We start from the raw sequence: 21785 nt of genomic DNA, 5'->3' as shown, positions 1-21785 counted from the left end.
AAGTTCTTAGTAGCCCTGCTCCTAGTAGTCTTTTTGCGTATGCTACTTACAAGGAGGCAATATAGAGTCTCCTTGAGTTAATTCCAATAAGATGCTTAACTTGTCTTATTTTTACTGTAATTCCTTATCTAAGAACGCATAAAAATCTACCCATTCTTCAATTACCTTCGAAGTTGGCTTCCCTAATCCATGTCCAGCTTTAGCCTCTAGACGTAAGATAATGGTAGAATCTTTATCTGCCTTTTCCATTAAGGTTGCTGCAAACTTTTTGGCATGTGCTGGTACAACACGGTCATCACTTTCAGCAGTGGCAATGAGAACCGGTGGATATTTAACACCATCTTCAATATTATGAAGTGGTGAATATTTATAAAGGAATGGGAACTGCTCTGGATTATCTGCACTACCGTATTCTGGAATCCAATAGCGACCAATAGTAAATTTATGATAACGAAGCATATCAATTACAGGAACACGGCAAATAACAGCGCCATAAAGGTCTGGTCTTTGCACCATACAAGCAGCAACTAATAATCCGCCATTTGATCCGCCCATAATAGAAAGCTTTTCTTTTCGTGTATAGTTGTTTTCAATTAACCATTCTCCAGCTGAAATAAAATCATCAAATACATTTTGCTTGTTTTCTAACATTCCAGCACGGTGCCATTCTTCTCCGTATTCAGTTCCTCCACGAAGATTGGCTACAGCGTAAATGCCGCCTTTTTCTAACCATCGTAAAATAGCAGGATTAAAAGAAGGTGTCATATTGATGTTGAATCCACCATACCCGTACAAAATAACGGGATTATCACCATTTAATTCTAAGTCCTTTCGATGTGTTAGGAACATTGGAACCTTTGTCCCATCCTTTGAAGTATAGAATATTTGCCTCGTTTCAAAATCTGATGTATCGATTGGCAATGTTGACTCTGCAAAAACAGTAAGCTTCTGGGAATCAAGATTATACTGATAGACAACGGTTGGACTTAAGAAAGAGGTTACGCCAAAGTAAATCTCATTATCATCTTTGCTACGTGAAATATCGGTCAAAGAGCCAAGGATTGGTAATGGGATATCATTTTCGTAGGCTCCATCTAGACGATATACCTTTAATTGATGATGAGCATCATGCAATAATCCAATTACTAGCTTGTCATGAAGAGCAATAACAAAATCTATTACATCAGACTGTTCCGGTATTACCTCTTCCCAGTTAGAAGGGTCAGGATTATCCAGATTAATGGCGATTATTTTGCCATTCGGTGTGTTTAAATCTGTTTTAAAATAAAAGGTAGTATCTTTATTCGTTACATATTGGTATTCAGCATCTGATTTATCTAATAGCCTAGTGAAAGGTTCATCAGAATCAATTGGTCGTAAGTAGAAACGATTTTCTGTAGCTGTACCTAGGAATACATATAAACAGAGATATTTATCATCATCACTAATAAAGGATGAAAACATAAGCTCTTTGTCTTCTGGCTGTTCGTGTACTAATTGATCACTTGCTTGTTTGTCCCCGATACGATGGAAGTAAACTTTATTATAATTACTTTCGTCCTCAGGTGCTACACTACCTGGTTCTGGAAAACGGCTATAGAAGAATCCAGAGCTATCAGGAGACCATATAATACTAGTAAATTTAACATGTTGGATATGGTCCTCTAAATCAGTGCCTGTCGCTAAATCCAAGACGCGAATCTCTTGCCAGTCACTTCCGTGGGTAGAGGTTGCGTAAGCTAAGTACTTGCCGTCTTTACTGAAGGCGTAATTCGTCATCGCGACTGTTCCGTCTTCACTAAGTTTATTAGGATCTAGCACGACTGTCTCCTTTTCATTGTCTTTTCGGAAAAGGATGGCTTGATTTTGTAGTCCATCATTCTTTTGATAGTATAGCTTGTCCTTAATCTTCTTTGGTACAAAATATTTAGGATAATTCCACAGTTCCTCTAATCTCTTTCTATCTGTATCGCGAGTACCGATTGGGGCAAAATAATCGTAGCATTGTTTTCCCATCCAGTTACTCCATTCCACTGTTTCACTAGAATTAGCATCCTCTAACCATCTATATGGGTCACTTACTTTTGTACCATGGTAATCTTCTATAATCGAATCTTTTTTTACTGTTATCATGTTCGTCCCCCCTGTAATATAGCTACTTACATTAATATTCGAGAAAGTTGGCTTAAATCCTTTTTATTATTGAAAAAACTTCGAGTATCGTAAATAAAAATATTCATAATAAATGTATACTTGTTATATATAAATAAAGGTATAATAAACTCAAATTAAAAACGTTGGAGGAGATAAAATGGGTTCTACTGAAGATGATCGCTTGTTTGCCATGTTATTGTACGTGTTGAGTTTTCCGTTTCCGGTGCTAGGTCCTTTATTAATTTGGCTAATTAAACGGGATAGTTCAGATTTTGTCGACTATCATGGGAAGGAGTATTTTAACTTTATTATTTCCTTTACGATTTACTCGATCGTTAGTAGTATTTTAATGATCATCTTAATTGGATTCTTGTTAATCGTAGTGGTTGGTATTGTGTGGTTTATCCTAACTATCGTTGCTGCAGTTAAAGCATATCAAGGGGAGACATATCGTATTCCATTGGTTATCCGATTTATTAATAATTAGTAAAGGGAGAAAACGTTCAAGCTCAGGTGCTTGAACGTTTTCTCGTGTTACATGATAAGCTTAGCTACAATTTCTCCATCTACCATGATGCATGTCTCTACAAAACCAACGGAATGATAGAGATGTCTTGCTACCTTATTTTCTGGACTATAAGAAATATAAAAAGCCCCTAAGTGGGTGTCCCTAGATGAAGCTATTGAGCAAAATGAAAGTTTGATGGTTCGTTTGGATAAGAATGATTGGATAGTGAGGGAGACTCTTGTTTTAAAGGAACTGAGGAAGATTCTTGAAGTAAAAAAGTAATGGAGCATAGCGGGCTCGAACCGCTGACCTTTGCACTGCCAGTGCAACGCTCTCCCAGCTGAGCTAATGCCCCAAACATTCTAGTAATATTATAATCATTCCTTCGCTTTATTTCAATACTGTTAGATTACGAGTATAGTGAAAGGAAAAAGACACTTCTCGGATATTTCGTCTAATCAAAGGATAGAATAAAGGAGAGGGAGTGTGTTTAATGAAAAGATTTCTGGTTATTATTGGTATCACCGTAATCCTTCTCATAACATTAGCTATCGTAAATAATGCAGATAATCGAAGTACTTCTTCTGTGAAGGATGCGCAGCAGGCAAGGCATCATCCTGTTGAAAAAAGTCTTGATCAACAAAGTTCGATAAACCGATTCATTTCTGATATACAAGCACAAGCGAAGGAGGGCAAACTACCCGGAGTATCATTCATTGCTGGGGAGACACTATTGGATGATGTTACCGATCAATGGGGAGATCCCGCTGATTCAAGTCCTTCCGGTGAGACTGTATATATCGATTATCCAGATAAGAAAGTAGCCTTGGGCTATAATGGGGATATTATATTCGATATCCGTTCCTTTGAAGATAGGCTCTCAGACATACGCTTTGCTGATATTATCAAGTCGTTAGGTGAAGCAGATGAACAACGTTATTATGAAGATGATCAAGTGGACCAAATTATTCTCGTGTATCAAGTGAACGGTACATACCAACTAAAATGGGTGCTGCCAAGACCAACAGATAAGGAGGGTAATCCAGCACTCCATCATATTTCATTATCGATTGACCCTACTAAGTTAACCAGTAATCAACCAAGCGTTCTAGAGACGTTGACTCTTGATGAAAAAATAGGCCAAATGATTATGGCTGGGATTGAGGGGACAACACCAGAACCAGAAACAATACGTTTACTTGAAAATTATAAGGTTGGTGGCATTATATTCTTTCGTAAAAATTTAACTAGCTATTCGCAGTCTTTGCAGCTAGTGAATGGAATTAAACGTGTAAATTCGGTCAATCCAATTCCATTGTTTTTATCTGTCGATCAGGAGGGCGGCCGGGTAACTAGACTTCCAGGCCTTGAAGAACTGCCTACTAATAAAGAGATTGGTTTACGGAATGACCCTAAATTGTCGTACCAAATAGGAAGTATATTAGCAGAAGCGTTACACGCATTTGGTATGAATATGAACTATGCTCCAGTAATCGATGTGAACAGCAATCCTAAAAATCCCGTAATTGGCGACCGTTCCTTTGGAGATAATCCAAGTTTAGTAAGTACCCTTGGCATTCAGACGATGAAGGGTACGGAAGCGAATGATATTATACCAGTAGTCAAGCATTTTCCAGGACATGGGGATACATCAGTTGATTCACATCTAGAACTTCCTCAAATAGATAAGAGTTTAGAGGCGTTACATGAATTAGAGCTTATCCCATTTATCGATGCGATTGATGAGGGCGCTGATGTCGTCATGGTTGCGCATATACTTTTCCCTTTACTCGACTCAGAATTTCCGTCATCGATGTCCAAAGCGATTATGACGGATTTACTAAGGGAGGAGCTACATTTTGATGGTGTTATTGTAACCGATGATATGAATATGGATGCAATAGTCAATCATTATGAACCGGGAGAGGCTGCTGTTCAATCTGTAAAAGCTGGAAGTGATGTGATTTTAATTAGTAAGGAATATAACGATATCGTTCGTTCAATTGAGGCAATTAAGTCTGCTGTTGAAAAAGGTGAAATCAGTGAAGAGCGAATAAACGAGAGTGTTCAAAGAATATTAGCTGTAAAGGGAAAATATCAGATTACCGATGAGCAGGTAGCATATTATGACCTGGAACAGATTAATAAAAAAATTAAAGAGGAGCAGCAATAGGGGCTTTCTGGTAAGTTCCTATTGTTAGTCCTCCCAATAAAATAGCGCATCAAAAAGCTTATACGGTGGATCGGCGAGAATGGTAGGGATTTTTGTTTGAAAAGGAAGTGGTTCATTCAAATAGGTCTTATCTAAAATGGTGAAGTGGAACTTCTCTAAGACTCTTTTTATCTCACTTATCTCATCTTCCCAGTCTCCTGGTGGAAGCGAGCCGACTGAGTGATTTGAAATGAAATCACTAGATCCACCATTTCTATGTTTCGTAATCTCGCTTTCTCCGAATATAGCTACCGGGGCAAGCCGATTAATATATACCCTAATTCCATCAATCCATAGCTCATAATCCTTTTGTTCCGAAGAGCTACCGTCCTTTTTATAGCAGAATACATCTACATAAGAAGCATAACCACTTCCATAGCTATCAAAGTTTGCCTCAATAGCTAGATTCTTAATTGCGGAGATTGATCCAACTACACTAGCAATATAATCATTCACTGCCTCATGGTCATATTCCTCCAAGTTATATGGATGAAATTCGCCAACCGGATTTCCCTTAATAATTCTTTTTAGTTCTTCATTTGTGAATGTGGACATAACTACCTCCTAAGTAAAAAAATCCTATCATATTAAAACAATGTCGATACTAGTGATGTACTTTCATTATACATCAAAAATGAGTGGGGATATATTATGGTTGCAAGTGGAATTGGAAAAGGAGAAAGGCACAACAGCCTTCCTCCTTTTTTTCATCATGGTGTCCATGCATTGTGCAATATTCCTACTAACTTCCATTCGTTGTTGTATGGTTCAAAGATTAACGTCAATTGAAGCCAGCTTAAATCATCTCCTGGTATAGTTTCATTGAATGAATACTGGACCATGTGGGCATCAGGGTATTCTCCTCGTATAATGTCGGTAAAAAACTCTGGACCACTTAGGTCTTGTTGATTGATAAAGATAGAATCTGGTTCTTGTTTGGTATAAACATAGTTATCCAAGTACTCAGCAGGTGACATATCAATCGGTAAGCCGCTTGATCCATGGTCTCCCCAGTGATAAACCGTTTTATTCTGTAATAACCCAGAAATCTCGTTAGCTTGGAAGATTACTGGTTCGTGCTCTTCTGTTAATGGTGTTGAATTTAGCTGTAGGAATGGTGCAAAGACAACACCTTTTTCAGGGTGAACATGATTAGCGAGTTCAGTCATATTTCTTGTTGCAAGTAAATCGAATACGGTTTCTGCATGTTCAACAATACCAGGTTGTTTGTAAAGTAGCTCCAGTGATAAAATAGCTGTTTCTTCCTTTGGATAGGTTACGGTACCATCAAAAGAAAACCGGAGCTCATAATGATCTAAGCTATAGGATAGATAGCGTAATCCGTTTGCTTCATCCATATAGGTGGAACTTGGCTGCCCTAATGCCGCTTCGATATCATTTACAGTTACATTATCACCAGGATTTAATTCATACTGGTATTTCGTATATAGATTTTCCCCCCCGGACTTAATAAATAGATGGTCGCCATAAACATCTGCCACACCATTCTCTACTGTAAATGATTCAAACGCTTCCCCGTACTGATTAGGGAAGATGGAAGAATCTGCTGGAAGCTGAATGGTCATTAAATTAGGTAATCTCCCTATAGAGGCATAAGAAAGTAAATCAGCCGTTAGCATTTCTTCAAGCGTTGGAATCTCAGATGCCATCCATCCTTCATATTCATACCCTTCCACTAATTCAGCCCCATGTTGAATGAGCAGGTCTTTAATAGACTGATCATTAAATTTACTAGCCATCCATAGTACGGTCACATCATTATTAGAAGTAACGGTTGTATTGGGATTGGCATTAGCTTCTAATAAAAGTTTCGCCATCTCGGTCTGATGTCCATAAACTGCTAGAACTAGTGCATTATAATCACGTGCATTGCGGTGTTCGATATTCGCTCCATTTTCGATAAGCAGGGAAGCGACTTCTGTACTAGTTGTCAATGTTAGTGGGGTGTCCTTATTTTTGTCTAAACTGTTCGGATCAGCTCCAGCAAGAAGTAATGATTCCACCACTGTATCCAGGTTATCTTTCGCAGCAAGCTGTAGGGCACGATCTGGATTTGCTCCTTCTTGTATATGCCCTAAAATAGTGTCCCAATCTCGTTCGCTAGGTGCCTTTGCTAACTCTTGATCTATTAATTCCTCTACATTTATACTTTCCTCTGGCTGCTCTTCTGGTTCATCTTCCGAATCTTCTACAACTAAATATTCATCGGTGTAGAAAACTTCTTTGAAATTCTGCCATTCTGCTGTATTCATCTCATACTGTTTACCATCTATCATAACCACATTGGAATCACTGAAATGAAAGGCTCCTATTAGCTGATTCTGGTTGTTGTATACCTCTAGTGTTTCAGCAAACTGGGTATCGCTAGCTACAGTTTCTACTAGTTCCGTATCCTCCATCGTCTCGTAGAACAAGTTAATGATAGCTTGATCGTCTGAGGTGTAGGTATTACCGTTAAGCTCTCCACTAATTTTAGAAACCTCATCCTCTATAAAATTAGTTAATAATAAGGTGGACTGCTGTTCTTTGCCAAGGGCTCCATACAGTAATAGGCTGAATATAAATGCTGCTGCTAAAGCACCGATTGTAGCGGCTATACCCTTATAATTTCGTTTTTTCTTCGGTTTAATATTCGCTGCTCTAGTATTTAAGATGGTTCTCTTTATCTGTAATTCTCTTTCTTTATTTAAGTTAGGCTTTGGCATTATACGTAAGTGTTCATCTAGCTGCTCTAGGTGATTTAGTTTCTTCATAAGAGAAACACCTCCTTAACTCTTCGTGTAAGGCTATTTTTGCCCGATGATGTGTCGACTTTACTTTACTTTCGCTCCATTTCAATATATTGGCCGTTTCTTGTACAGAAAGTTCCTTGATTCCACGTAGAATAATCACATCTTGGTAATTAGGCTTTAAGAGTTGAATGCATTCATAGATAGCCTTTGTATCTTCATTTAAGTCTAGTATGGCTTCGGGAGAATTCACTGTTTTAGGTTCATTGGCTTGATCAAGTGGCACGGTAGTAGCGTATTTTTTGGCCTTCTTTTTCCTAGTTTCATCAATGGCTAGATTTCGCGCGATACTAAATAGCCATGTTTTCGGTGTAGCATTTTCTTTAAAGCTTGTAAACCCCTTCAATGCTTTTATAAAGACTTCCTGCAGCAAGTCTTCAGCATCTCTTGGGCCAATCCTGTATAGTAAAAAATGATAGATATCATTTCCATACTGTTCAAACCAATTCGATATAATCTCATTATGCGACACAATCCATCACCTCCTGGTTTTCAATAAATTAGACGTAGAACAGAAAAATAAATTGCATTTTATTCGGATATTTTTAATAAATAGGCTAGGCTACAATTATCCTATTTTTGATATAAGGACGCTGTATTGCTATTTCATTCTAGTTATCTATATAATTGTAGAAGTATATAGCTTTACATAAGATTAAGGGGGGATTACAGTGCAGAACAATAAACATAATTTAAATAAAATTGCTAATCGAGAAGCATTAATAGGTGTCGGGTTAGCCGTCATTAATTTTATTTGGTGGTATGCTTTTGCATATGGTTTAGGAAGTAAGGACCCTGCGGAGTATAAGTTTATCTTTGGTTTACCAGATTGGTTTTTTTATAGTTGTGTAGTGGGATTTATTGTAATGGTAGTTTTAGTCATCATTGTTGTCAAGGCATTCTTTGTAGAGGTTCCCTTTGAGGACGAAGATGAAGAGGGGGATAGTGAACGATGAATATAGTTGCAATCATACCATTATTTGTATTTTTAGTACTTATTTTTCTAGTTGGGTTGTATGCTAGCAGATTTGTGCAGTCGTCTAATTCGTTTATGCAGGAGTATTTTCTAGGGGAGCGTAGTTTAGGAGGATTTGTCCTTGCGATGACAATGACAGCTACATATGGAAGTGCAAGTAGTTTTATTGGTGGACCAGGAACAGCCTATACACAAGGGCTTGGTTGGGTTCTACTTGCAATGTCTCAGGTGGTTACTGGATATTTTGTATTAATGGTATTAGGGAAAAAGTTTGCTATCGTAACGCGGAAATATAAAGCGATAACGATGGTAGATTTCTTGAAGGGACGTTATAAATCACCAGTTGTCGTAGTACTTTCAGCAATTAGTATTGTTGTCTTTTTATTCTCTGCTATGGCCGCACAGTGGATTGGTGGGGCTAGATTAATTGAGTCCTTAACCGGTATGTCGTACACCACAGCCTTATTTATCTTTGCGGTTTCCGTACTCATTTACGTAACCATTGGAGGATTCCGTGCCGTGGCGTTAACGGATGCCATACAAGGAAGCTTCATGTTTGTAGGGACGTTAATCCTGCTTATTGCAACCATAATTGCAGGTGGAGGCATTCCTAACATTATTGCGGATTTAACTGCTGAAAATCCAAACCTTATCTCTCCTTTTGGAGCAGAAGGAACCTTATCACCTGCCTATGTATCATCTTTTTGGATTTTAGTTGGTGTAGGGGTAGTGGCATTACCACAAATCGCTGTTAGAGCTATGTCTTATAAAAGTGCCAAATCGATGCACCGTGCTTTGATCATTGGCACGATTGTTGTTGGTTTCATCATGCTGAATATGCATCTAATTGGTGTATTTGCTAGAGCCATTCTTCCGGGTATAGAAATTGGAGATCAAGTAATGCCATTAATTGCTTTAGAAACGATGCCAGCATGGTTAGCAGGAATTGTACTAGCAGCTCCAATGGCGGCCATTATGTCAACAGTAGATTCATTGCTTATTCTAGTTAGTTCCACGGTCATTAAAGATGTATATATAAATTATGTTAAACCAGATGCATCACAACAGACCGTTAAAAGGATGAGTCTATCGGTTACGGCAATACTAGGCGTAATTGTCTTTATAATGGCCCTTAATCCACCTGAGTTGATTATTTGGCTTAACCTATTTGCCTTCGGAGGGCTAGAGGCGGCGTTTATTTGGCCGATTGTTCTAGGTCTTTACTGGAAAAACGGAAATAAGTATGGTGCAATTGCCTCCATTATTACTGGAGTAGGAATTTATTTGTTGTCCGATCTTTTACCAACACTATTACCATCGTACAATGATACCTTCGAGGTCATATTCAAGCCTTTCGGTATCCACGCTGTAGTAGTCCCAGTTGTTGTGTCATTCTTTGCCTATGTCATTGTTAGCTTAATTACAAAGAAATCGATACCAAATGAATTAAAACCAACTTATTAAAAGGAATAGACCGGGGAGAGAGTAAAACTAAATGTCAGACTGAGTGATATACGGTACTAGCTCGGGAAGTATATGGTTGCTTTATCGGGTGGTTGAACTTATTGTTCGTTTAAATGACACCTGTAAACTGTAAGTATGTTTCCTGAATGAAGTCTTTATTAATCATTCGGTATTGGGTTTTCTTCAATATTATTGTCCCGGTCTTTTTCTAAAAGGGAAAGAAGGTTTTGTGAATGAGAAGAATCATCCTATTCGATGGGGTTTGTAATTTTTGCAATTCTAGTGTCCAATTTATCATTAAAAGAGATACAAAAGGGCGCTACAAGTTTACCTCATTACAAAGTCCCATTGGCCAACAGCTATTAAAAGAGAATGAGATTCCAGATGAATTGGATAGCTTTATCTATTTAGAAGGAAATACAGTTTATTATAAATCGACGGCAGCATTGAAAGTATGTAAAGGGTTGAAGGGACCTTGGAAGTTCATGTATGCATTTATAGTCGTACCTAGACCGATAAGGGATTTAGTGTATGGAGTTATTGCCAAGAATCGCTATAAATGGTTCGGTAAACGAGAGAAGTGCATGATACCAACTCCTGAGCAGCGGGAACGTTTTTTAGATGCATAATTCAGCCTTAAGACGGAGCTTCACTACTTCATCAGTACGTTGTGTAATCTGTGCCCTGTATTAAACTAGAGATAGTAAATCGTTCACAGGAGGATACGGGTATGGTTACGGATATTATCAGTAGGATATTTGGTGGTACGAAACAAAAGGTTGTTCAAGAGGAATCCATTGCTATTCACAAATTAAGTGACTTGATTATCTCGGTTGATTCGGCAGAGGTGGAGGTTATTCCACATGAATCGCCGTCAGTAGATATAAAGCTTGAGTCTTTTGAAGGTGGGCCAGTTTTAGAGACTACTAAAACAGACGACACATTATTGATTACAGCAAAAAGAGAACGGCAGGGTATCGTTTTTCTATGGGGTAATGTAACGAAGTGTAAACTACAACTCCATATCCCTGTTGATATAGCGGATAATGTAGACATTACAGCGACATCAGGAAAAATAACTTTAACCCACCTAATTGCCAATACAGTTCGAATAATGGCAACCTCTGGTACCGTCAATCTAGCAAAGGTAACTGCTAGTAAGCTGACGTTAAATACAACATCAGGGAAAATAAGAGCGAAAGAATTAAAAACAGAGAAGCTATCCTTCGTAGCAAACTCTGGTATAGCAGAAATCCATTCATCTTATGGGAATATCCATGGGAGCGTTGGTTCAGGCAGTATACGATTAACGGAAGCTAAGGGAGAAGAGTTAGAATTAAAAGCGGGTTCTGGAAAATTGATCCTAAGAGAAGTCTATATGAAGCAAGCTACGGTTCGTTCCAATTCCGGGATGATTGAAGCAAAAAGCTTCTATGGCGAGACAACAAATGCCCATGTAGGTTCTGGTAAAATTAGCTTTCGTGACTTTAGTGGAGCGTTAAAGGCTAACGCTTATTCAGGTAATATTAATCTATCTGTTTCGGAGAACGCTGGCTTAGATTTAAAAACTGGAAGTGGTAATATTCGCGTAGGGTTCCAAGAATATGAACTAAATTCCGTGTTTGATATTAAAACGGGATCAGGTAGTATTGTTACGAATCTCCCTATGAAGATAGAACAACGAGAGAAACATCATATAGTAGGTAAATCTGGTTATGCAGATAATCTGATTCGCGTCCGTACCGGTTCTGGAAATGCAGAACTATACACAGAAAAATCATCGATTATGAATCAATAAAGGAAGAGAATTGTCTCTTTCTTTTTTTGATGGGGAAGATTTGTGCATAATTTGGTGGATTCGCTTGATACTCAAACCATAACAATGATGATGAAGAAAACTTTTCTAACTGAGAATAATTAAAAAAGATGACGAGAAATAGTCTCATCATCTTTGTGTAACGTATAAAAGTTCATAGCTTAAAGTCGTTCCTTAGCAAATCTCACAAAGTAAACAAGAGATTCAGGGTTACTTAACGAGCCTTTATTAGCTACTTTTTCCAATGGCTGACCCATTAATATCTTTTTAACTGGTATTTCTAGTTTTTTCCCATTTAATGTTTTTGGTATGTCTTGAACAGGAATGACCTCCGTTGGAACATGTCTTGGTGAGCACTGGGTTCGAATCTGATACTTAATGGCATCAATAATTTCCTCCGTCAGCTGTTGATGATCTGCCATGATTACAAATAATGGAACAAGAGAGTCGCCGTTTTCAAGCGGAATATCAACTATTAAACTATCCTTGATTTCTTTGATCTGGTCTACCGCACGATAGATTTCACTTGTACCAATTCGTATCCCACCACGGTTAATCGTAGCATCAGAGCGACCATATATGATACAAGTACCTCGCTCCGTAATTTTAATATAGTCGCCATGTCGCCATATTCCTGGGTACATATCAAAATAGCTATGATGCATCCTACTGCCATCTTCATCATTCCAGAAGTAGATTGGCATAGCCGGGAAAGGCTCCGTTAAAACCAATTCCCCAACTTCATTTATCTTTGGATTACCATCATCATCGAAGCTTTCTATTTTAGCTCCTAGTCCCAGGCATTGCAATTCCCCAGCATAGACTGGTAGTATTGGTACACCTAAGATAAAGGCTGTACATACATCGGTACCTCCACTAATCGAAGCAATGGATAGGTCCTCTTTAACGTGATCATAGCACCATTTAAACCCTTCTGGAGGAAGTGGAGAACCGGTGGAACTAATCGTCTTCAAATGACTTAAATCAAATTCCTCTAAAGGAGAGAAGCCCTCTTTCATACATGCTGTAATATAGCTTGCAGATGTTCCGAATATCGTCATTTTCGTTTCTTCTGCTAACTTCCATAGCATTCGTTTATCTGGATAAGTAGGATTTCCATCATAAAGGATAATCGTACTTCCAGTTAATAATCCGCTCACTAAATAGTTCCACATCATCCAACCAGTCGTGGTAAACCAGAAGAAGCGGTCCTCCTCATGTAAGTCTGTATGGAATGTTAGTGCTTTTAGGTGCTCGATTAATATACCACCTTGGCTGTGAACGATTGGCTTTGGCTTGCCTGTCGTTCCGGATGAAAATAATATCCAAAGTGGATCATTGAACTCTACATCATGATATATTAACTCCTGCCCTGTATAATGGGTTGCATCATTCCACAACGTAACGGACAGTAAATTTGAAAATGGCTCTGTTGTATGGAGATAAGGTATGGCAATCGTTGCTTTTAAAGTAGGGAGTTCAGCCTGTACTTCCTTCACAACGTCCATTCGATTATATTCTTTTCCACCATAACGGTAACCATCTACTGTAATCATGACCTTTGGTTCAATTTGTTTAAATCGGTCAATGACACTTTGCTTACCGAAATCGGGTGAAGCACTTGACCAAACCGCACCAAGGCTTACTGTTGCTAGTAGGGAAACAATTGATTCATATATGTTTGGAATATACCCAACAACGCGGTCGCCTTGTTTGACACCAAGATTGATTAATGTTTGTTGCAGTGCTGCTGTATCTTCATATAGCTTTTCCCATGTTACTTCATCACGATTTGGCCGTACTTCTGATGTATGAATAATAGCGGTTTTATCCTTCTTATAATTACGAAAGATATGCTTTGCATAATTAATAGAAGCACCTTCAAACCACTTAGCACCAGGCATGTCATGGGAAGATAGTACATGATGATACGGCGTAGACGATTGGATATGAAAGTACTCCCAGATGGTTTCCCAAAATTCTTCTATATGTTGCACGGACCATTCCCAAAGGGATGTATAGTCCGGCATTGAAAAGCCTTTATTCTCGTTCAGCCAGTTCATATAGGTTATAATATTGGCTTGATCGATACGTTCTTTCGTTGGCTTCCAAAGTAACGTACCTTCTTGAACTTGTTTCATGTAAATCCTCCCCCGATTTTCATAACTACTTTCATTATATGAAAACGGTTTCTATGTGTAAAGAATAGACCAGTTACGGTACAAACATAGAAAAACCCATTACTACAAATAATGGGTTTTGTATTTAAAAAAGAAAATCTCTGATTTCTAGCAGCTAATATTGCAATACTAAATTTCCATGAAGGCAAGGCGGAATTTCACGCTACCAAATGGGGTATGGGGCTTGTCTTAATTTCCTGCTAGTATATCCGCAAACTCCTTAACGTAAGGTGGTAAATCTGGTGGACGGCGACTAGATATAATGTGTCCATCTACGATAACGGCTTCATCATACCATGTGGCACCAGCATTTGTCATATCGTCCTTGATGCCAGGAGTACTTGTAACCTTTTTACCTTGAAGAATGTTGGCTGAAATTAACACCCATCCTGCATGACAAATTTGCCCAATAGGTTTCTTTGTCTCATCCATCTCTTTTACAAACTGAAGAACTTCAGGGTAGCGTCTTAACTTGTCTGGAGCCCATCCACCTGGGACTAAGATGGCATCATAGTCATCTGTCTTTATATCGTGAAATGCGTAATCTGATTCTGCTGGAACACCATATTTGCCTATATATTTTTTCTTCGCTTCTTTTCCTACTAGGTGAACAATTGCCCCTTCTTCCTGTAAACGTAACACAGGATACCAAAGCTCTAAATCTTCAAAATCATCTTCAACAAGAGCAATAACCTTCTTATTTTCTAACCGCATCAAAACACCTCCATGATAAGTTTAACAGAAAATAGAGCATTATATGTACTTATATGAAATATAAAAACCACAGATGCGTCTGTGGTTTTACACCGGCCGTTCCCCAAACTTAGCAAATGTATTTTCATCTTCTACTAATCCACATGAACCACATTGGATTCGGTATTTTGGTCCGTTATACACAGCATGAAATGGCTCGACTTCACCAGTTGAATAATCATTTATTACCGCACCAGTTTGCGGGTCTAATTTAACCGGTTTTGCTATTTGTTCAATGATATTAAAGCGTGAACGATTTGTTTTGCAATTGGGGCATCGATATTTTTGTGCCATCTTTCACACCTCCATTGTTAGTATGAAACCAACATGCTTTTTTATACGAGGAGGGGAAAGCTAAAAAAGTCGTTTTAGCTTAGATAGAAAACCAGTCTTTTCCTTATGATCTGTATCTTCTTCAGAAGGGGTATCTTCATTATTTTCATTCATAAAAATTGCTTCTTTATCTATGGCATAGTCATAGGTTAGAACAGCACCAATATCAGTTTCTACTGCTTCGTTATTGATTACCGTATAAGAAATATTATATTTATTTGCTAATTCCTTCTCAGCTTTAAGAAATCTGGATGCAATTTTCCCATTAAATAATAGCTTGGCATCGGGATAATGTTTCATATTTTCTTCTAGGATTTGTATCCCTTTATCCGTCATTACCTGACCAATTGTTAAGGCGATGACAATTCGCTCTCGTAATGTACCAAGGAAATAATCTCTTTCTTCCTGCTTGGGTAATCGAGTACCATATATACCTTCTGTAAGATAGTCCTCAACGTTTTTCTTACTCATTTTGAATACCTCGCTTTTCATCCTAATTGTAAATGAGAACATGCACTGCTGGCAAAGAAAAGAGGAGTTTTTCACTAAGTTGTAGAATTTGTAAGAGGGAGGGAGCGCATCATGCAGGAAATACTGCTTGGCGTAATAATTTTATCAACTACGTTATATCTTATTCTGGCTATTTACTTTCAAAATAAGCTAGTTAAATACATATTAAAGCTTGGAACAATGCTATTTATACTAGTGCTCGAGGTATATGGGTCGGGATTAAACAGCATGTATAGTTATTTCATTGTACTAGCACTCTGATTATCACTAGTTGGTGATATCTTTTTAATGCTTACGGATAAGTGGTTTATTCATGGACTGGTTAGTTTTTTATTAGCTCATATTATATATATTTTTGCATTTTGGTATGGTTATTCTTTTTCTATTGCAATGGATCTTTTAATTGTTGGATGTGCGCTTCTGTTTCTTGCCTTAATAGTCTTTTATATATTGTTCCAAAGTGTGAAGCAGGTTGGAAGGTGGAATTTAGTTGTTGCAGTTGCTATGTATATGACAATTATCTCCACATGCTTGGATTAGCTATTCATACTAGCGAAAAAATTCTCATTATCACAGCAACATTATTCTTTATCTCAGATGCGGTGCTGGCGATATATAAATTCTAGGTTCAATTTAAATTAGCAGATTACATGGTGATGAGTACTTACTTTGGTGCACAATTATTATTTGCTATAAGTATAGGTGGCCTAGTGTAAGGCCACCTATTTATTTTTCCTTCGCACGTCTGTCAGCGGCTCTACTTCTCGCTTGAGCTACTTTGTCATCGTGATCGGCAAATTCCTCTGAATACTCTACATCAATTCCATCAGATAATTGATTTTTCGGAGTCTGAGCAAAGAAGTTCTTACCTGTTGCTCTATTATGGTCACCACGTCCCATAACGTTCACCTCTTTCTGGAGTATTCATGTCATAGTATGAACGAAAATGGCAAATAAAAACGAGTAATCAAAAGGAAAAAATTCCTAATGATTACTCGTTTATTTATTTTTCTAATGAAGGCTCTCTTGGATCAATTGGTTTTTCTGGTTGTTCTTCTAGTTGGAAAGGAACGATACCAGTTTCATTTCCGTAACGATATTGAGTCGGATCAACAGGTGTCCATTCTTCATTTGGTGTATAGAAGCGTAATAAGTCACCATTTAACAATTTATCGGAGAGCTCAAGCTCACGAAGTGCCTCATCTCTTACTTGAATCATTTCTTCCGTAGGCTCGATTTCCTCACCAGTGTCATTATCATAGAAAGTACCAGAAATAACACTGTATTCCGGGGTAATTAAATCACCATTACGGAATGGAACGTATTCCTTATGGCCATCAGAGAATAAATCTGTTCCAAATTGGATATAATCTTGTGCATCAATTCCTACTAAGTGTAGTAAAGTTGGCATTACATCGATTAATCCACCATATTTGTGGACTGTTCCCATTCCTTCAACACCAGGAATTTTTATAATGAATGGAACTCGTTGTAATTGAGCATTTTTAAATGGTGTAATTTCTTCACCAGTAATTTCTTTCATTGCACGATTATGGTTTTGAGAAATACCATAGTGATCTCCATATAGGAAAATCACAGAATCCTCATATAGACCAGCTTCTTTTAAATCATTAAAGAATTGCTCTAACGATTCATCAAGATAACGAGCGGTTTGGAAATACGTATCAACAGATTTATCTCCTGTTTCCGCAGGTGCAAGTGAAGCTTCTTCATCACCTATAATATACGGATGATGGTTTGTTAAAGTCATCATATGGGCATAGAATGGCTGATCCAATGACTTCAACATTGGCATAGATTGTTCGAAGAAAGGCTTATCCTTTAGGCCATAGTTGATAACATTTTCTTCGCTCATGTCATAATAACTAGCATCGAAATATACATCCACACCAAATTGTTTATAAATTTCATCACGATTCCAGAATGATTTATAATCACCATGGAAATTGGCTGAAGTATAATCTTGTTGCTGGTTCAGTATCGCAGTTAATGATTGGTATGTGTTAGTACCTCTAGTTACGAATGCAGATCCTTGTGGTAACCCATAAATAGAGTTGTCCGTAATTAGCTCTGCATCAGCTGTTTTACCTTGTTCGGTTTGATGGAATATATTATCAAAATACGTAAAGTCTTGTTCAGGATCATTTACTAATGAATTTAGGAAAGGAGTAACTTCTTCCCCATGTAATTTATAATTGATTAAGAACGTTTGGAATGACTCTAAGTGAATTTTAATAATGTTCTTACCTTTAGCAACACCAAATAATTCTGGATTTGGCTCTGCATATTTATTCTTCGTATAGTTTTCAACTTCTGTAATATCATCACTATCCGCAAGTACTCGTTGTGAAGATGATTTAATATTTTGTGCTGCATCATAAATTGCAAAGTTATAAAGTCCTATATACTTTACAATATAGTTGCGGTCAAATGTTCTTTTTAGTAGTTCTGGTCGATCTGCTTCAGCAAGACCTAAATTCAATGAAAATGCAATTAGTCCTATAATAAGCACCAGTATAGGCTTCTTACGACTAATTCTTTCTGTGCTCCAGCCTTTTTTAAACCAAATAAATAAGGCGATAAGGATTACTAGATCTAGTACAAAGAATATGTCTGTCCATTGTACAAGACTTACAATACTGCTTCCTAAACTTCCGAAGTTGCTTGTTTGTGTTAAGGTTGGAAGTGTAATGTAGTCGTTATTAAAACGATAGTACACGACATTGGCATATAATAGTATGGTCATTAATGTATCAACTACAATAATCCATAATCCTACCCGTTTTCCTTTAGCAAATAATGCTATTCCTAGGAAAATGAGGGCTGAGCTCAGCGGGTTAAAGAAAAGTAAAAATTCTTGTGTCCCATTTTTTATATCTAGGTTGAATTCAGTTACGTAAATCAGATACGATTTTAACCAGATTAGTAACACGGCTACAAAAAAGAAGGACATTTTTGATGTTAAAAGTTTTTTCATCTTATTTCCCCCATCTTTTTTTGCTTAAATTGATAGATTTCTTTTTGTGATGAAATCTAAAATAAAGTTATCAAGTTATGATTTTAACTCAAATTAATCTATGAATCAAGTGAATTTCCAAAATTTACTATTGGGAAAGTATGGTGAGGGCTTGTCCGTATTGCACTCAGACATTATTGATTGTATTCAATTAAATAGAAACTATGATAGAATAATATTTGCTTGTTTGTTATAGAAAGGACACAAAAAGATGAAACAACAACATAGAACCGTAATAAAAGAATATGTACTTGTTTTAATTGGTGCTACATTAGTCGCATTATCTTATAATGTATTTTTATTACCATCAAAATTAGCCGCTGGTGGTATTTCTGGGATTAGTACTGTTTTATATGAATTATTTGGATTTAGTCCAGCAATGACGCAATTTGTGATAAATATACCAATATTTATCATTGGTTGGTTAGTCTTAGGAAAGGACTTTGGTGGGAAAACTTTACTCGGTACTTTCTGGGTGCCATTTATAATTGGTTTAACGGCAAATACACCAATTACCATTACCAATCCGGTTCTGGGTGCAATTTATGGTGGAATAGTATTAGGAATTGGACTAGGTATTGTTTATATTGGAAAAGGTTCGACTGGTGGAACTGCCTCAATAGCACAAATCCTGAAGAAATTCACAGGAAAATCCAGTGGTTATACGCAGTTAATTGTTGATGGAGTGGTAGTTTTATCTTCTATATTTGTTTTTAGTTTAGAACTGACACTTTTCGCATTAATGGCTATCTATATTTCGAGTAAAACAATCGATTTTGTTCAACTGCGAACTTCTGCTACTAAGTTAATTGTGATTATTACAGAAGAGGAAGAAAAGGTTCAGGAATTGATACGAACTGGTATTGATCGTGGCTTAACAAAGGTAAGGTCTGTTGGAGGCTACTCCAATATGGATAAGACACTAATATTATGTGTAGCCGAGCAGCAAGAGGCTGTAAAATTAAAAGGAATGCTTCAACAAGAAATTCCGACATCATTCGTCATTTTCCTGAATGCATCCGAAATATTAGGAAGAGGATTTTCGATAGATAAATACTATGGGCAAAAGCTTTAACGAAATAGAGGCAGTTCAAAATAGTTGAACTGTCTCTTTTTATTATTTCTCCAACTTTCATTCCATCTTATATGTATAGAATCATTCAAAAGCAAAAGGATGCCCGTAATGAGCATCCTTTAATAGATAGCACCCCAAATTAATGAGGCATGGTTCCTTGAATTGGAGCAAAACTGTTTATATAGTTTTGCATGTCCTCTTGCTTTAACTGTGGTACTTGATAATATTGATGTTTATTTTGATATAGGAACACTTCATATGCCATCTCAATAATATTTGGAACACTATCGGCAAATACTCTTCTTAAGACAGGGTTAGTGGATTCTAGAGCTGCCATTGTAAAGGCAGATGCATTGGACTTTAGAACTCCCATCATAAAGCCAGTCACACATTCATCATTAATCTCTTGAGGAGACTGTGCAGGTTTTTTCGGTTGGGATGGTGTCATTCCATACAACACATCATTACTCTCGGCCATATTGTACGTTTGTGTCTTAACGGTGGGCTCATTTCCTGTTTTAAGTGTTTCTACCACAGTATTATATAACTGGGTTAGGAATGTTTTATGTTGGTTCATCATGGATTTCAGCTGCGGATCCTGTGCATATTGCTCATAAATCATATATTGCTCCATACCACCAACTAAACCACCGATGGCTTCATGTGCATCAAAAAGCTCGTGACCACCATGGCTTACTTCTGCAGGCATTTGTGAAGTGCCAGTTAATTGTTGGTTTTGCATTTGGTTATTCATGTTCATATTCAAATTAATAACCTCCTTAAGAAGAATCAGGTTTATTATTATCTGTTTCACTGGAAATATCCCAGCCATAAATTAGCTAAAATACGTTTGATTGGCATTCTTTTTTGGGGAGATATGGGCAACACTAAAAAGAAGAAAACGATTGCGAAGAACATGAATTTATTTAGAATACGTGCTACGATGATGGTAGTTAGAATAGGGGGGATTAATCATGCAAGGAAGATTACCAATTCGTCTTCATGATCGAATTCACTTAATTGATGGGTTTGATATGGGAATACCGTCTCGAACAGGTACGTATGTATTGGATGAAGAAGAATTAACTATTATTGAAACAGGACCAAGTCCGTCCATTAAGTATATTAAGCGTGGCTTAGAGGATTTAGGTCACACATTAAGTGAAGTGAAATACATAATTGTCACGCATATTCATTTGGACCATGCAGGTGGTGTAGGTATACTGCTGAAATTATGTCCAAATGCGAAAGTAATTGTCCATCCGCGTGGTAAAAGGCATTTAATTGATCCAAAAAGGTTAACTAGTGGTGCTAGAGCAATTTATGGAGATAGTTTTGCCGAATTCTTTGATCCTGTTGAACCAGTCCCTGAAGAAGCAATCATAGAAAAGAGTGAAGGAGATACACTACTAATAGGACCTAATTGTACATTGCAATTTTTAGATACACCTGGTCATTCACGACACCATATTAGTATTTATGACCCTGTAAGTAATGGGTTGTTCACAGGAGATACTGCTGGGGTAAAATATGAACAGTTGGATCCATTGGGGATTGATTTCTTCTTACCTTCCACATCACCAAATCATTTTGACCCGACAGCTATGCACGAGTCCATTGATCGCTTTATGGAAATGAATGTAGACTTTATTTACTTTGGGCATTTTGGTGCGACATTGAAAACTACTGCAGCATTGCATCAGGTGTCAGAGTGGTTAGATATTTTTGTGGAGGAAGGCGAGAAGGTATTTAAAGAAGGTAAAGGCTATGATGTTTTATCAGGGCGACTGTTTACACGTGTAAAAGAGCACCTTAAGGAACTTGGCGTGCCTGATGATCATCCTGTTTATATATTAATCAATCTGGATATGCAGGTTAGTGCATTAGGAATTATTGATTACTTCCAAAAGTTAAAGCAATAAGAATTAAGTGTATAACGCACTCCGGAAATATACGT

20 protein-coding genes, 1 tRNA gene and 1 pseudogene are annotated in these 21785 nt (G+C 37.4%); 10 read left to right on the top strand and 12 right to left on the bottom strand.

Annotated elements, in window-relative coordinates:
- Window positions 1-111: 111 nt before the first annotated feature.
- Window positions 112-2133: a prolyl oligopeptidase family serine peptidase gene (locus ACSKT4_RS14020; protein WP_186869562.1), complete on the bottom strand. Its 2022-nt coding sequence runs from the start codon at window positions 2131-2133 to the stop codon at window positions 112-114.
- A gap of 178 nt (window positions 2134-2311) precedes the next feature.
- Between ACSKT4_RS14020 and ACSKT4_RS14015 the strand changes: the two genes are divergently transcribed.
- The gene (locus ACSKT4_RS14015) at window positions 2312-2641 is read left to right on the top strand and encodes a DUF4870 domain-containing protein (RefSeq protein ID WP_186869563.1); all 330 of its coding nucleotides are present in this window, start codon (window positions 2312-2314) and stop codon (window positions 2639-2641) included.
- Window positions 2642-2944: 303 nt separating this feature from the next.
- On the opposite strand, the gene ACSKT4_RS14010 is transcribed toward ACSKT4_RS14015, so the two are convergent.
- A tRNA-Ala gene (locus ACSKT4_RS14010) sits at window positions 2945-3017 on the bottom strand.
- A gap of 138 nt (window positions 3018-3155) precedes the next feature.
- Here ACSKT4_RS14010 and nagZ point away from each other — a divergent pair.
- The gene (gene nagZ, locus ACSKT4_RS14005; RefSeq protein WP_186869564.1) at window positions 3156-4835 is read left to right on the top strand and encodes a beta-N-acetylhexosaminidase; all 1680 of its coding nucleotides are present in this window, start codon (window positions 3156-3158) and stop codon (window positions 4833-4835) included.
- Window positions 4836-4859: 24 nt separating this feature from the next.
- On the opposite strand, the gene ACSKT4_RS14000 is transcribed toward nagZ, so the two are convergent.
- From ACSKT4_RS14000 to ACSKT4_RS13990, 3 genes are all read right to left on the bottom strand, one after another.
- The gene (locus ACSKT4_RS14000) at window positions 4860-5429 is read right to left on the bottom strand and encodes a hypothetical protein (RefSeq protein ID WP_186869565.1); all 570 of its coding nucleotides are present in this window, start codon (window positions 5427-5429) and stop codon (window positions 4860-4862) included.
- 155 nt (window positions 5430-5584) lie between these two features.
- Window positions 5585-7648: an ankyrin repeat domain-containing protein gene (locus ACSKT4_RS13995; RefSeq protein WP_465823626.1), complete on the bottom strand. Its 2064-nt coding sequence runs from the start codon at window positions 7646-7648 to the stop codon at window positions 5585-5587.
- Window positions 7614-8156, bottom strand: coding sequence for a sigma-70 family RNA polymerase sigma factor (locus ACSKT4_RS13990; protein WP_186869567.1), 543 nt, complete (start codon window positions 8154-8156; stop codon window positions 7614-7616). The genes ACSKT4_RS13995 and ACSKT4_RS13990 overlap by 35 nt, the downstream gene beginning before the upstream one ends.
- A gap of 199 nt (window positions 8157-8355) precedes the next feature.
- On the opposite strand from ACSKT4_RS13990, the gene ACSKT4_RS13985 reads away from it, so the two are divergent.
- The 4 genes from ACSKT4_RS13985 (at window position 8356) to ACSKT4_RS13970 (ending at window position 11922) form a co-directional block, all read left to right on the top strand.
- Entirely contained in the window at window positions 8356-8640 is a 285-nt protein-coding gene (locus tag ACSKT4_RS13985; RefSeq protein WP_186869568.1) for a YhdT family protein, read from the top strand.
- On the top strand, window positions 8637-10124 hold the full coding sequence (gene panF, locus ACSKT4_RS13980) for a sodium/pantothenate symporter (protein WP_186869569.1): 1488 nt from the start codon (window positions 8637-8639) through the stop codon (window positions 10122-10124). The genes ACSKT4_RS13985 and panF overlap by 4 nt, the downstream gene beginning before the upstream one ends.
- A gap of 233 nt (window positions 10125-10357) precedes the next feature.
- Window positions 10358-10753, top strand: a complete 396-nt coding sequence (locus tag ACSKT4_RS13975; protein ID WP_186869570.1) for a thiol-disulfide oxidoreductase DCC family protein — start codon at window positions 10358-10360, stop codon at window positions 10751-10753.
- A 101-nt stretch (window positions 10754-10854) separates the two neighbouring features.
- Window positions 10855-11922: a DUF4097 family beta strand repeat-containing protein gene (locus ACSKT4_RS13970; protein WP_465823625.1), complete on the top strand. Its 1068-nt coding sequence runs from the start codon at window positions 10855-10857 to the stop codon at window positions 11920-11922.
- 179 nt (window positions 11923-12101) lie between these two features.
- On the opposite strand, the gene ACSKT4_RS13965 is transcribed toward ACSKT4_RS13970, so the two are convergent.
- From ACSKT4_RS13965 to ACSKT4_RS13950, 4 genes are all read right to left on the bottom strand, one after another.
- Window positions 12102-14081 carry an acetoacetate--CoA ligase gene (locus ACSKT4_RS13965; RefSeq protein ID WP_186869572.1) on the bottom strand — a complete coding sequence of 660 codons (1980 nt, stop codon included), beginning with the start codon at window positions 14079-14081 and terminating at the stop codon, window positions 12102-12104.
- Between the two features lie 228 nt (window positions 14082-14309).
- Window positions 14310-14834: a type 1 glutamine amidotransferase domain-containing protein gene (locus ACSKT4_RS13960; RefSeq protein WP_186869573.1), complete on the bottom strand. Its 525-nt coding sequence runs from the start codon at window positions 14832-14834 to the stop codon at window positions 14310-14312.
- A gap of 87 nt (window positions 14835-14921) precedes the next feature.
- Window positions 14922-15167, bottom strand: coding sequence for a DNA alkylation repair protein (locus ACSKT4_RS13955; protein WP_186869574.1), 246 nt, complete (start codon window positions 15165-15167; stop codon window positions 14922-14924).
- 60 nt (window positions 15168-15227) lie between these two features.
- Entirely contained in the window at window positions 15228-15677 is a 450-nt protein-coding gene (locus ACSKT4_RS13950; protein ID WP_186869575.1) for a YueI family protein, read from the bottom strand.
- A gap of 111 nt (window positions 15678-15788) precedes the next feature.
- On the opposite strand from ACSKT4_RS13950, the gene ACSKT4_RS13945 reads away from it, so the two are divergent.
- On the top strand, window positions 15789-15977 hold the full coding sequence (locus ACSKT4_RS13945) for a hypothetical protein (protein WP_186869576.1): 189 nt from the start codon (window positions 15789-15791) through the stop codon (window positions 15975-15977).
- Window positions 15978-15989: 12 nt separating this feature from the next.
- A pseudogene (locus ACSKT4_RS13940) lies at window positions 15990-16256 on the top strand (lysoplasmalogenase family protein); the annotation flags it as partial.
- Between the two features lie 186 nt (window positions 16257-16442).
- Here ACSKT4_RS13940 and ACSKT4_RS13935 read toward each other — a convergent pair.
- Window positions 16443-16616, bottom strand: coding sequence for a YfhD family protein (locus ACSKT4_RS13935; protein ID WP_186869578.1), 174 nt, complete (start codon window positions 16614-16616; stop codon window positions 16443-16445).
- A 103-nt stretch (window positions 16617-16719) separates the two neighbouring features.
- The gene (gene ltaS, locus ACSKT4_RS13930) at window positions 16720-18714 is read right to left on the bottom strand and encodes a lipoteichoic acid synthase (protein WP_186869579.1); all 1995 of its coding nucleotides are present in this window, start codon (window positions 18712-18714) and stop codon (window positions 16720-16722) included.
- 250 nt (window positions 18715-18964) lie between these two features.
- Here ltaS and ACSKT4_RS13925 point away from each other — a divergent pair, with 250 nt between their 5' ends.
- The gene (locus ACSKT4_RS13925) at window positions 18965-19828 is read left to right on the top strand and encodes a YitT family protein (RefSeq protein WP_186869580.1); all 864 of its coding nucleotides are present in this window, start codon (window positions 18965-18967) and stop codon (window positions 19826-19828) included.
- Between the two features lie 139 nt (window positions 19829-19967).
- On the opposite strand, the gene ACSKT4_RS13920 is transcribed toward ACSKT4_RS13925, so the two are convergent.
- Entirely contained in the window at window positions 19968-20588 is a 621-nt protein-coding gene (locus tag ACSKT4_RS13920; RefSeq protein ID WP_246521609.1) for a spore coat protein, read from the bottom strand.
- 214 nt (window positions 20589-20802) lie between these two features.
- Between ACSKT4_RS13920 and ACSKT4_RS13915 the strand changes: the two genes are divergently transcribed.
- Entirely contained in the window at window positions 20803-21750 is a 948-nt protein-coding gene (locus ACSKT4_RS13915; protein ID WP_186869581.1) for an MBL fold metallo-hydrolase, read from the top strand.
- Window positions 21751-21785 lie beyond the last annotated feature (35 nt).

The sequence above is a fragment of the Ornithinibacillus liuyingii genome, assembly GCF_055550225.1.
This window is presented reverse-complemented; position numbering and strand designations above follow the sequence as displayed.